Genomic DNA, 13,298 nt, shown 5'->3' on the forward strand with positions numbered 1-13,298 from the left:
GGATAAAATTATGTGTGGTATTGTTGGTGGCGTTGCTGAACGTTGTGTAACCGATATTCTGATTGAAGGTTTAAAACGCCTCGAATATCGTGGCTATGACTCTGCTGGTTTGGCCTTACTGAATAATCAAAATATCTTACGTGAACGTCGTGTTGGCAAAGTCGCCAACTTGGCTGAAGCGGTATCAGAACAAAATTTAACGGGAAATGTCGGTATTGCACATACCCGTTGGGCAACACATGGTAAACCAACCGAAAACAATGCGCACCCGCATGTTTCGGGTAATGTGGCCGTGGTTCATAACGGGATTATTGAAAATTACCAAGAACTGAAAGATGAATTACAAGCATTGGGCTATGTATTTACATCGCAAACCGATACCGAAGTGGTTGCGCATCTTGTTCATCATGCATTGCAGCAAACCGATAGCCTACTGGAAGCGGTTCAAAACATCACCCCTCGTCTTAGAGGGGCTTATGCGCTTGGTATTATTCATACCGCCCATCCTGATGAGCTGATTACTGTGCGTGAAGGTTCACCACTCGTCATTGGCGTGGGGATTGGTGAAAACTTTATCAGTTCAGACCAATTGGCTTTATTGCCAGTGACCAATCGCTTTGTGTACTTGGAAGAAGGCGATATTGCACGTTTAACTCGTACCAGCATTGAGGTTTTTGTCAATGGTGAAGCGGTTGAACGCCCAGTGAAAGAATTGGATGCAACGGTGAGCAATGCGTCTAAAGGTGAATATAAGCACTTCATGCTCAAAGAAATTTATGAGCAACCTGAAGCCATTCAGCAGACGATTTCCCAAGCACTCAATGGCAACAACTTACGTGACGATTTTCTCAATCATGCCAATGCTGATTTTGCAAAAATTCAACAAGTCCAAATCATTGCCTGTGGGACCAGCTACCATGCGGGAATGATTGCCAAATACTGGTTTGAAGCCTTGATTGGCGTACCTTGCCAAGTTGAAATTGCAAGTGAATTCCGCTATCGCAACCCAGTGATCGTTGCCAACACCTTATATATCTGTATTTCGCAATCAGGTGAAACTGCCGATACCTTAGCGGCATTACGTGAAACACAAAAACGTGCCAAAGCCAACAACATTGACATCAGCACCATGACGATTTGTAACGTTGCAACCTCATCCATGGTTCGTGAAACAAATTATCACTTGCTGACACTGGCAGGGCCGGAAATTGGCGTGGCATCAACCAAAGCCTTTACCACTCAGCTTGCCGCATTGATGTTATTAATCCTGAAAGTGGGTCAAGTAAAACAACGTTTGTCTGCTGACCAGCTTACAGAAATTGCAACTGCATTATGGCACTGCCCGAAAATCATTTTAGATACCTTACAAGGTGATACTGAAATTCTTCGCCTGTCGGCATTATTTGTTGAAAAAAATCATTGCTTATTCTTGGGTCGTGGTACGAATTTCCCGATTGCACTTGAAGGTGCATTGAAACTAAAAGAAATTTCGTACATTCATGCTGAAGGCTATGCCGCAGGTGAACTCAAACATGGTCCATTGGCATTAGTCGACAATGATATGCCTGTAGTGATCTTGGCACCTCATGACGATATGCTGGATAAACTTAAATCCAACATGGAAGAAGTACAGGCACGTGGTGGTGAGTTGTTTATCTTTGCAGATGAAAACAGCGGCATTCATGGCAAAGACCGCCAACATGTCGTACACGTCCCAGCAGTCAATGAATGGTTAGCACCTATTGTCTACAGTATTCCTGTGCAGTTGCTTTCTTATCATGTTGCTGTATTACGTGGAACGGATGTGGATCAGCCTCGTAACCTTGCCAAGAGCGTGACCGTAGAATAAACCTTGAAATAGAAGAAGGGTTCGCCCTTCTTCTATTTTTATATTTTTCAATTCATTATAATAATAAGACAATGATTTTATGCCACATAGCGCGTGGTTTTATGATTCAGTAAAATAATCGAATTCAAAATAATCACACCCAAAATCGAAATCAAGATCAGCTTCCAGTCCACAAATAACAATGACGTGGACAAGATTGCGATATCCAGCCCTAACTGAACTTTACCTGCTGGAATGTTAAAACGTTCCTGTAAATACAAGGCCAGCAAATTAATGCCCCCTAAGCTTGAGCGATGTCTAAATAAAATCAGAAAGCTCACCCCCATCAATACATTGGCAAAAATGGTGGCATAAATTGGATTGACGTCTGAAAGATGAAAAAACTGTGGAATAAGCTCACTAAAGCCCGCCAGCAATGTCACGGCAATAAAGGTTTTCACCACCAGTGCAACACCCATCTTTTTATAGGCAAAATAATAGAATGGGATATTGATCAGGAAAAACAGCATGCCAAATTTGAGGTCTGTGATGTAATGCAATAACAAAGATAGACCAGCCGTCCCTCCACTCATGATGCCTGCTTGTTTTAATAAGATCATCGCAAAAGAAAGGATAAATGTCCCTGTCAACATGGCCAATGCATCTTCAACCTTGGAATGTTGGTCGATGACAGACACGACTGGACTTACCAGAGATACATTTTGCTCGGTATTCATAAGGCATAACTCAAAAACAGAACAGCAGAAGGGAGAGATGTCTTTCAAGGAAAGACATGACATATTTGATCATTTTTATTTAAATTTCGCAATTTATTCTTATATTTTTGCCATAAATGCAATTTATATTCAAAATAATCCCTTTCAAATACACTCCGCCCGTTAACGACCTCCTGTATTATTTTTCATTGCCTCTAAGTCGAGCAAGATAGGGTGCTATTTAATTCCGATACCATTTTCTTTTAATTTTTCCAGCACAATCGAAGTATTGAGATTACTCACTCCAAAATTTTTGGAAGACAGGATACCAATCAGCTTGACCATTTCATCGAGATTTTTAACTGCAACTTTCAATGCAAAATCATAGCTGCCTGTCAGTTTATGAATATCTTTGACTGCCGGCTCATGCATCAGAAATTCAACAAAGCGATCATGGGTTGCATCACTATAATTCTGCAATTTCACCTCAATAATCCCCATAATCGGTGCCGGATCAGCACTCAATGCGATTTGCGCATAATAGCCCGTGATAATTTTCTTCTGTTCAAGCTGAACACGGCGGCGTGAACATTGAGAGGTCGATAGTCCGACCAACTCAGCAAGTTCCTGATTGGCCAAGCGCCCATTCATCTGTAAATGATGGATAATTTTTTGATCAAAATCATCAAGTTCAACGGTCATAAAACGCTCAATTCAGGTTTAAGGCATAATTTCACTGATGTTCATGCATCAGCTTTCGAAGTTTAGCGTCTTTAGATCAGACAGCTCAAGTTTATGGCAAAATAGCAGCCGATTGAATCCGCTGCACCCCTTGCTCCAACATCTGTTGCCACGCCTGTTGCAGTGAACCATTCAAATCAATGGCTTTACAGGCATCTTCAATGACATAGGTTGTGAATCCCATCTGTGCAGCATCCAGTGCCGTCCATGCGACACAAAAATCCGTGGCAATCCCGACAATATAGACCGTATCAATTTGATGTTCTTTTAAATAGCCTTGGAGACCTGTCGGAGTTTTGCGGTCCGCTTCCATAAAAGCAGAGTAGCTATCGATCTCCACATGAAAGCCTTTACGGATAATCAGCTGTGCGGTTGGAATATTCAGGTTGGGATGAAATTCAGCATCCTGTGTCCCCTGTACACAATGCTTTGGCCACAAGACCTGAGTTCCGTAAGGCAACTCGATGGTCTCAAAAGCTCGTTTATCGACATGATTATCGGCAAAGGAGATATGCTGATCAGGATGCCAGTCCTGCGTCAGGATCACCGTATCAAACTGTTGCGCCAGCTGGTTAATCACAGGGATAATCTGATCTGCATCCGTGACTGCCAAGTTTCCACCTGGGGTAAAGCCATTTTGCACATCGACCACAATTAAGGCACTGTGTTTTGAATCAGTTTGCATCTCATTATTCAATCCAGATCACTCCTGAGTACAATACCCTGCCTCACCTCATCTGACTAGCCAACCCGATCTAAACTTTTCATAAGATGAAAATCATTCAGCTTAAAGATGAATGAAAGTTTTCAGCTGTTTGACTAAAGCATATTGTTCTTATGCCGCCGATCAGTCATAATTTGCATAATTGTCATTCAATCGGATTCATTATTGAGTGGCGAATCAAAATACTGCAACCATCCAATATTTCGTTTCAACTAATTCAATCTCGGATGGGAAAATAGGATAGTTTTTTAAAATGACTCAGCTAGCACCGAATATTCAAGGCTCAATTGTCGCACTCGTCACCCCTATGTTTGAAGATGGTCGCGTAGATTGGAAGAGCCTTGAGAAGCTCGTTGAGTGGCACATCCAACAAGGTACACATAGTATTGTTGCTGTTGGCACAACGGGCGAAGCATCTACATTAAGCATGGAAGAACACACACAAGTCATCAAAGAAGTGATTCGTGTAGCCAATAAACGCATTCCAATTATCGCGGGTACAGGTGCAAACTCAACTCACGAAGCAATTGAACTGACCAAAGCAGCTAAAGAACTCGGTGCAGATGCCGCATTACTCGTTACGCCATATTATAATAAACCCACACAAGAAGGCTTATATCAACACTATAAAGCGATTGCTGAAGCCGTTGATATTCCACAAATTCTTTATAATGTTCCAGGCCGTACTGGCGTTGACATGCAAAATGAAACCGTGATTCGTCTTGCCGATGTTAAAAACATTGTTGGGATTAAAGATGCAACAGGTGATGTACCCCGTGGTCAAGCCCTCATCGAAGGTTTAAAAGGTAAAATTGCAGTGTATTCAGGCGATGATGAAACTGCTTGGGAACTGATTTTACTGGGCGCGAAAGGTAATATTTCGGTTACCGCCAATGTTGCACCAAAACAAATGAGCGAAGTTTGTGAAGCAGCCTTAGCTGGCGATCAAGCCAAAGCACAAAGTTTGAATCAACAAATTGCAAATCTACACAATATTTTGTTTTGCGAATCAAACCCAATTCCTGTGAAATGGGCATTGCATGAGATGGGATACATTAGTACAGGTCTACGCCTGCCTTTAACCGCTCTCGCAGAACAATATCGTGAACCGCTCCGCACAGATTTAAAAACTGCGGGCATTATTTAATACGAGCAATTTATGATGCAATTACGTCTTGGTGTTGTCCTTGTCATTTCAGCTTTAAGTTTGGCTGGTTGTGGTCGTTTTGCCCTCAATAATCATTCTTTAGATTATAAAAAAGCGCAAGCGCTTGAACCTCTCAAATTCCCTGAGAATGCAACGGTAAGACCATTCACGCCATTGTATCCAGCACCAACGGTTGACCCACTTGCGATTCAACATGCGCCAACATTTGAAAATAAAACTGGCAACCGTTATGCATTACCTCGTCCAGAGTCAATGCAAACTGCAAGCAATAGCACTGAAGCGACAGTAACCAGCTTGGGGCGTCCACAACTGGTCATGGATGGCAACAAAAATCCATTACTGAAAGTAGAAGGTCCAACGGCGACTGCGTGGCAATATGCCTTTGCCACCGCGAGCAGCCTCAACTATAAAGTCATCTCGCAAGCAGATCATGGCTATGAAGCAACGATTAAGGTGAATGATCAGAACTACGTGTTGAAGCTGTCTGCGGTAGGCTCAAGCAATACCATTGCCCTCTTCAAACCTGATACCACGTTCGCAGACCCAGCGGTTGCGACTGAAGTGTTAACCCAGATTTACCAAAATTGGCCAGCCTAGTCGTTTACTAGGCATTTTTTTTCAAAAGGTTCCTCCATGTTAAAACAAACCTTGCTCTATACTGGTAAAGCTAAATCTGTATACGAGACAGATAACGCTGATCACCTGATTTTGGTCTTTCGTGATGATGCTTCAGCATTCAATGGCGAAAAAATTGAGCAACTCGATCGTAAGGGCAAGGTCAACAACCGTTTTAACGCCTTCATCATGGACAAATTGGCTGCTGCGGGTATCGAAACGCATTTCGAAAAACTGCTTTCTCCGACTGAAGTGCTGGTGAAAAAGCTACACATGATCCCTGTGGAATGCGTGATTCGTAACTATGCAGCAGGTTCACTGTGCCGTCGTTTAGGCGTTGAGGAAGGTAAAGAATTAACACCGCCAACCTTTGAATTGTTCTTCAAAGATGATGCGCTTGGCGATCCAATGGTAAACGAATCTCAAGCGATTGCTTTGGGCTGGGCAACAGCTGAACAACTGGAAAAAATGAAAGAATTGACTTACCAAGTGAATGATGTGCTCAAGGCATTATTCGATGCAGGTAATATGATTCTGGTTGATTTCAAACTTGAATTCGGTGTATTCCATGACCGTATCGTCTTGGGTGATGAGTTCTCTCCAGACGGTTGTCGTTTATGGGATAAAGACACCAAGAAGAAACTGGATAAAGACCGTTTCCGCCAAGGTTTAGGTGGTGTGGTTGAAGCTTATGAAGAAGTCGCTGCCCGTTTAGGCATTAACTTAGACGATATCTAAGTTAGACGAAGCTGTTACTGCTTCAGAAAAACCAGTCCGCTCGGGCTGGTTTTTTTATTTCCGATTCAAAAATAAATAACTTCATTTTAAATATCAATATCCTATAAATCATTTACTTAAAAAGCATCATTTTCAGCTTTGCAAATTTTGTTCTAACCTTATGTTTTTATATTGTTTTTGAAAGTATTTTGATGCTCCTACCATGTTCACAAATATTTACAGAACTTGAGTTAGAACATCAACATGAATACTCCCCAGATCAAAATGTTTCCCTTTCGTCTCAGTACGAGCCTGATTCTACTGGCCCTGTATAGCAATCTGCATGCAGCTGAAAACAATCCTATCGAACCCGAACAGGTCAAAACACTCGCGACGATTGTGGTGACAGGAACCCGTGCCAACAATCGCTCACAAACCGAATCCTTACAGCCGATTGATGTGATTAGTGCCAAAGAGCTGACCGAACGGACTGGTTCCAATGAATTGGGCACAGCCTTATCACGGATTATTCCTTCAATTAACTTTCCACGCCCAACGGTGGTGGATGGAACCGAGCTGGTTCGCCCTGCACAACTGAAAGGGCTTGCACCTGATCAGGTGCTGGTCTTGGTCAATGGCAAACGTCGCCATACAGGGGCTTTTATCAATCTCGGCGGGACCATTGGTCGAGGTTCTGCACCCACTGATTTAAATGCCATTCCCATCTCGGCGATTAGCCGTGTCGAAGTACTCCGTGAAGGTGCATCAGCTCGCTATGGTTCCGATGCGATTGCAGGCGTGATTAATATTATTTTGAAATCCAATCCAAAACATGGCGAAGCCGGGATTAAATACGGTATTTATAACAAGGGCGATGGTGAGCAAAAACAATCTTTTGCATCAGGTGGCACCCAACTGAATCATTATGGCTATGCAATTTTTTCAGGGGAATGGCAGGATAGCCAAGCCACCAATCGCGCAGGGCCTGACTTGCGTGATCCGAGATCAACCACCTATGGGCAACGCACTTTCCGCTTTGGTGATCCAGATTCTGATGAAGTCAAAGCAGCCATCAATCTGGGCTACGATCTTAGTGATAACACGGAACTGTATTCCTTTGCCACCTATAGCCACCGTAATGCCGAGACTGCGGGATTCTATCGTTTAAGCAATGCCTCCAATAATATTCCTGCCCTCTATCCAAATGGCTATCTGCCAATCATACAAGGACAACTGGATGATTTTGGCGCGGTGGCAGGGATTAAAGGCGATTGGTCCGCATGGCATTATGATGCTTCGGTCAATTATGGTCTGAATCGCTATGATGTTGATACCAAAACGATCAATGTTGATCTCTATAAAGATCGAGCCGTCACACCTTTTGGTTTCCAAAATGGCTCACTGAAAAATGCTCAAGCCGTGGTGAATTTCGATCTTTCTCGAGCGTTTAATCTCGCAGCACTCGCCAGCCCACTGAATGTTGCCTTTGGAGCACAATATCTGAATCAGAAATATCAAATTCAAGCAGGTGATCCTGCTTCTTATTATAAAAGTGGCTCTTCTGGTTTAGCCGGTTTTCGTGCTGCTGATGCAGGAGAATGGTCACGCGACAGTTATGCGGCTTATCTGGATTTAGAAGCCAATTTAACTGAAAAACTGTCTGCATCTACAGCCTATCGCCATGAATATTACAATGATTTTGGCCACACTGATAATGCATCCCTGTCTTTACGCTATGCCATTCATCCTGCGCTTGCAGTACGTGGCAGTGCCTCTACAGGTTTTCGTGCCCCAAGCTTAGCGCAACAATACTTTGCTCAGACCTCCTCCCAACTGGTCAATGGTCAGTTGGTTGAAGCTGGCACTTTTCCAACCACCTCACAAGTGGCACAATTACTCGGTGCCGAACAGCTGAAACCAGAAAAATCAAAAAACTATAGTGTGGGTGTGGTACTAACGCCGACAGATCAGTTGTATGTGACCTTGGATGCGTATCAAATCGACATTGATCACCGGATTAGCCTGTCTTCCAATATCAATGCCAGTAGCGATACAGTACGTCAATATCTGAATTCAAATGGCATCAGCAACACCAACTTCAGCAGCATCCGTTATTTCAACAATGCCAGCGATACCCGCACCCGCGGTGTTGATTTAGTCGCGACCTATAAGTGGACGGACTTGCCTTATGGGGAACTGAATAGCTCTTTGGCTTATAACTACAATAAAAATAAAGTCACTCATGTCGATGGCAATCCTGCCATCCTAGATGCGTTGGGAATCAATCTGACCCGATTGGACCGTCGAGAGCAATATGGTCTACTCGCCGCGAGTACCCCTGAACATAAATTCAGTTTAGCGAATGACTATAAGCTTGGAAATTTCAGTGTGAATACCAATCTCACCCGCTATGGCAGTTTTAAAACCTTTAGTAATTCAGGCGAAGCCAAAGACCAAAAATTCTCAGCCAAATGGTTACTGGACTTAGCCCTGTCTTACCAATATCAAAACTGGAACTTTACCGTTGGTGGAGACAATATTACCGATGTTTATCCTGATAAAGATGTATATGACATCAACCAACCGACTGGGGGAAGCTTGCCTTATAGCCAGTTCTCACCTTTTGGCTTTAATGGCGCGTTCTATTACGGCAAGATCAATTACCGTTGGTAGAGATAAAAAACCGAGCGTTTTAGCTCGGTTTTTTTATGCTTTTAATGGCTTGAATCCTGATAAATCAGTTTGCCTTCTTTATAAGTGGCCAGCACTTTAATGTTTTTAATCTCACGACTCGGGACAGTCAACGGGTTCTGATTCAGAATGACCAAGTCAGCCAACTTGCCTTGAGTTAATGTGCCCTTGGTCTGGTCTTCAAAATATTGATACGCCGCCCAAGCTGTCATCGATTTTAATGCCAGATAAGGACTGATTCTTTCATCTGCGCCCAATACATAATCCGTACGTGTGACTCGATTTACCGTGGCGTCCAGCATCATCATGCTACTCGGTGGCACCACAGGGGCATCATGGTGCTCCGTAAAGATCAGATGCTTGTTGAATGCCGTTGCCGTTGGCGAAATACGGGCAGCTCTCGTCTCTCCAAGCGTTTGTTGGCGATGCCAGTCCCCCCAATAAAAAGTATGTAAAGAGAAAAATGACGGAATAATATCAAGTGCTTTGAGCTGATCCAGCTGATCATCCCGAATGGTCTGCGAATGGATCAGTACACTGCGGCGATCTGCCTTGCCTTGTTTTGCGGTGGCATCTTTTACCGCCCCAATAAACTGATCAATGGCTGCGTCACCATTGGCATGGGCCAGTACTTGCCAGCCTTGCTTAAAGGCTAAATTGATATAGTCCTTGACCTGTTGATCATTACTAATCGCAGGATAGCCTCTGTAAGTCTTATCTTTACCTTCAGGTGGAACTAAATAGGGTTGTGTCAGCCAAGCGGTCTTCCCCTGAGGTGAGCCATCTAAGCTAATTTTGACTCCGCCAATACGGAAATGATGATCATACTGATGGCTACTGCCTTGCTTAAGCATATAGTCTTGACTGGTGGTGATATCGGGATAAGAGACCACATCAATTGGCAGCCGATTCTGCTTGGCTAAAGCGTGCCACATTTCCGTAGTACCCTGATCAGCCCGCCCTTCTTGTACCGTGGTAAAACCATTTTTTACATAGGCATCAATGCCTTTTTCTGCAATCTGAAACATCACCGCAGGGGGTACATCTTTAAAAATTGAGCCAATTGCAGTAAATAAAGCCGATTCTTCCAATACACCATTCGGCACATTTGAACCTGCTTCACGGCGAATCACCCCACCCGCTGGATTTGGGGTATGTTGATCGATCTTCAGTAATTCCAGTGCTTTATGATTGACCGAAGCCAAATGCCCCGATTGATGCAAGATCATCACAGGTTGATCTTTGGAGACCCGGTCTAGATCGGTTGCCGTCGGATGGCGTTGCTCGGTCAATTGCGCATCATCATAACCATTACCCAGAATCCAGCCGCCCATAGTTTTAATCACAGCTGGATTCTGAGCTTTCCATTGCGTCAATACATTCACCAGAGAATTGATATCTGAAACCTGCCCATCAGGCATCGGGTAGAGATTGGCGACCATTTGATGGAAACCGACCATATTCACATGACTATGCGCATCAATAAAGCTCGGTAATAAGGTTTTATTTTTTAAATCAATCGACTGAACTTTCCGATCCGCCAAGCGTACCGCCTGCTGCTTAGACCCGACAAAACGAATCTTTCCATCTTTGACCAAGATAGCTTCTGCATATTCAGGTGCATCGCCCGACATAGTGAGAATCGGTCCGCCATAAAACAGCTGTTCTGTTGCTGTGACGGGTACTGCTGTGCTTGCGCAGCCTGCTATCGCCACCGAAATCGAAGTGAATAGGCTAAAGTGTTTGAGATGAGTACGGTTCATATATTAAAACCCATATTTTTATTATGTGTTTTTTGATTAAAACTGATTCTGGCGACAATAGAAAGCATTGCCTGATGATTTTTGTAATGTTTGTTCAATTTTTCAATATGCCGCAAGCCAACGGATAGCGACGGCATAGCTTAGCAGTTAAAACATTTTTGCCAGCTTATTCGAGATTTTAATCGCGGCATCATCGACATAACGGCTATAAGGTTGTGCCAAAAGAATGCTCAGCAACATAATCACTAAACTCGCCAGTAATCCCGCATTGAGATAGGACAAGCCACCTTGTACGTAGAGGAAATTAAACAATGGAATGCCCAAAGCATACAGCACCGCTAAGTGGATCAGATAAATTGAAAATGAGATCTTACCTAAAAACACCCAAACGGTTCGATCAAAAAATTGGGCGAGCCATTGACCTTTAAGCACCGCATACACAATACAAAAACCACCGACAAAGTTGAGGTAGTCGTAAGTTTGTTCACCTAGAAATCGGGTAAAAAACTGATAGCTGGCACTACTGTTATGCGCACCACATAAATATAAGCCCAATATAAACAGCACAACCGAAACGACGGTACTCAGCTCTACGGCATACAGAAACAGTCCCATCCCCAAAATAAAACTCAGGATGCCAAGGAATACCGTTTGCGAAATCAGATAAGCAGTAATCACACTCAAGATCAAAAACAGACCACAGAGAATGGGCAACTTGCCATAAAAATAACAGGCAAGATAAATGACCAGTGACCCAAGTAACTCAATTTGCATGGTCCACAGCACCCAGTTATAGCTAGAATCCCCAAATAAGAATGCACCGATACTGCCTTCATAAAGTGCTGTGCTCAGTTGTGGATGTGGATTGGCTAACGCTGCACCCCATTCTGAAACATGAGACACATCAACAGGGACAAAACACACCAGATAAGCAATCACACAAGAGACAAAGGTCGGAATGGCCAAACGTGGGTAGCGCTTAATTAAGGATGTTTTCAACTGTGCTGCACTATTTTGCTTCTTAAAACTGGATAAACTCAGTACAAATCCACTTAAAACAAAAAAGACAAAAACCGCCCCTGTACCCGAATAAAAGAATGCCAGAGGAGAATGATGGAGCTGCGCAAAAAAATCATATTGCGGCACCCTACTGACATCAAAATTATGCAGCTGCGGGAAAAAAGTCAGTGAGATATGTGACAACACAACGGCGAGACATGCCAAGCCTCGGATACTTTCCGCGGCATTAATTTTGTTTGTGGTCATGGTGGAGCTTGATCATCCTTGATAAGCGAATGATGATGCGACCTTTTATCGGCAGTGTCTAGAGGGCACTTACAAAAATACAGTGACTGTAGCGACGCATCTCAAATACGGCATCAAGCCACCCAGCCTTTAGCGCTGCGCCCGTGTCGAAATCCAGCATAAAATTGAGCCTAAACAGACCATCAAGGCACCTGACCAGAATGAAAGCGTCAATGGGGTACTCAGTAAAATTGCTGAACAAAGAGCTGAAAAAACAGGAATAAAATAAGAAGCTCCAGCCAACAAAGTCACATTGCCATGCAGAATCCCAACATTCCATGCAGCATAGCCAAAACCCATCGCAGCCGCAGCAAACAACAAAGAAAGCGAAGATGACCCGTCGAAATCAAAACTTCCGCCCCCCATCAACAGATATTTAATCCAAAGTACGATGGCAACCAGCATAAAAAATAAGGTGATGCCATTTACACCCTTCGCAATTCTCGCTGTGAGCGTACAATAAGCCGCCCATAGCAAGGTTCCAATAAAGGCAAGACCATAGCTAAGCGGATTCTGCTGTATGTTTTGCAACATGCCTGCCAAGTCAAAGCCCTGCTCGCCTCCCAACACCCAGCCAATCCCCAGCAAAGAAATGGCAAAACCAGGAATGATCAGAAAATTGGCTTTCTGTTGGTTAAACAAAATCGCAGCGACCATGGTAAAGGTGGGCCATAAATAATTGACCATGCCCACCTCAATGGCTTGTCGATTATTACTGCTATAACCAATCGACAGTGACAGACAAAGCTCATAGGCAACAAATAAAATACTGCCCCAAATTAAATAAGCTTTGGGAAAGCTTTTCAGGCGGGTCCAACCCACTGAGCACAACAGAAAAATTGAAGCCAATGTATAGACTAAGGCCGCGCCACCGACTGCACCAAAATGACTGCTGACATCCTTGATCAAGGCAACGATCAAGCTCCATAAAAAGATGGCCACCAGTCCAATCAGTGTTGCTTTTTTTGCGTTCATTTTTATACAAATAGACGTTTAAACCAAAGCAAAATTCCGCTTTCACTCAAAAACT

11 protein-coding genes are annotated in these 13,298 nt (G+C 43.5%); 5 read left to right on the forward strand and 6 right to left on the reverse strand.

What is annotated here, in order from left to right; all coding sequences use genetic code 11:
- Positions 1–10: 10 nt before the first annotated feature.
- Positions 11–1,849, forward strand: a complete 1,839-nt coding sequence (glmS, locus tag Aba26S_RS03855; RefSeq protein WP_016651276.1) for a glutamine--fructose-6-phosphate transaminase (isomerizing) — start codon at positions 11–13, stop codon at positions 1,847–1,849.
- A gap of 77 nt (positions 1,850–1,926) precedes the next feature.
- Here glmS and Aba26S_RS03860 read toward each other — a convergent pair whose 3' ends face one another.
- From Aba26S_RS03860 to pncA, 3 genes are all read right to left on the reverse strand, one after another.
- Entirely contained in the window at positions 1,927–2,565 is a 639-nt protein-coding gene (locus Aba26S_RS03860) for a YitT family protein (protein ID WP_016651275.1), read from the reverse strand.
- A gap of 216 nt (positions 2,566–2,781) precedes the next feature.
- Complete coding sequence (locus Aba26S_RS03865; RefSeq protein ID WP_005270160.1) at positions 2,782–3,246, reverse strand: Lrp/AsnC family transcriptional regulator; 465 nt, start codon at positions 3,244–3,246, stop codon at positions 2,782–2,784.
- 91 nt (positions 3,247–3,337) lie between these two features.
- Complete coding sequence (gene pncA, locus Aba26S_RS03870; RefSeq protein WP_005270158.1) at positions 3,338–3,970, reverse strand: bifunctional nicotinamidase/pyrazinamidase; 633 nt, start codon at positions 3,968–3,970, stop codon at positions 3,338–3,340.
- A 292-nt stretch (positions 3,971–4,262) separates the two neighbouring features.
- On the opposite strand from pncA, the gene dapA reads away from it, so the two are divergent.
- The 4 genes from dapA (at position 4,263) to Aba26S_RS03890 (ending at position 9,182) form a co-directional block, all read left to right on the forward strand.
- On the forward strand, positions 4,263–5,156 hold the full coding sequence (gene dapA / locus Aba26S_RS03875) for a 4-hydroxy-tetrahydrodipicolinate synthase (RefSeq protein ID WP_016651274.1): 894 nt from the start codon (positions 4,263–4,265) through the stop codon (positions 5,154–5,156).
- 15 nt (positions 5,157–5,171) lie between these two features.
- Positions 5,172–5,774, forward strand: coding sequence for a hypothetical protein (locus tag Aba26S_RS03880; RefSeq protein WP_005270156.1), 603 nt, complete (start codon positions 5,172–5,174; stop codon positions 5,772–5,774).
- A gap of 36 nt (positions 5,775–5,810) precedes the next feature.
- Positions 5,811–6,530 (forward strand): phosphoribosylaminoimidazolesuccinocarboxamide synthase, encoded by a 720-nt coding sequence (gene purC, locus Aba26S_RS03885; protein ID WP_005270154.1) that lies wholly within the window; start codon positions 5,811–5,813, stop codon positions 6,528–6,530.
- Positions 6,531–6,773: 243 nt separating this feature from the next.
- Entirely contained in the window at positions 6,774–9,182 is a 2,409-nt protein-coding gene (locus Aba26S_RS03890) for a TonB-dependent siderophore receptor (protein WP_016651272.1), read from the forward strand.
- 41 nt (positions 9,183–9,223) lie between these two features.
- On the opposite strand, the gene Aba26S_RS03895 is transcribed toward Aba26S_RS03890, so the two are convergent.
- The 3 genes from Aba26S_RS03895 to yddG form a co-directional block, all read right to left on the reverse strand.
- Entirely contained in the window at positions 9,224–10,963 is a 1,740-nt protein-coding gene (locus Aba26S_RS03895) for an amidohydrolase (protein WP_016651271.1), read from the reverse strand.
- Between the two features lie 147 nt (positions 10,964–11,110).
- Positions 11,111–12,229: an acyltransferase gene (locus tag Aba26S_RS03900; protein ID WP_016651270.1), complete on the reverse strand. Its 1,119-nt coding sequence runs from the start codon at positions 12,227–12,229 to the stop codon at positions 11,111–11,113.
- A gap of 129 nt (positions 12,230–12,358) precedes the next feature.
- Positions 12,359–13,243 carry an aromatic amino acid DMT transporter YddG gene (gene yddG / locus Aba26S_RS03905; RefSeq protein WP_016651269.1) on the reverse strand — a complete coding sequence of 295 codons (885 nt, stop codon included), beginning with the start codon at positions 13,241–13,243 and terminating at the stop codon, positions 12,359–12,361.
- Positions 13,244–13,298: the final 55 nt, after the last annotated feature.

The sequence above is a fragment of the Acinetobacter sp. NBRC 110496 genome (assembly GCF_000876115.1).
Lineage (GTDB): Bacteria > Pseudomonadota > Gammaproteobacteria > Pseudomonadales > Moraxellaceae > Acinetobacter.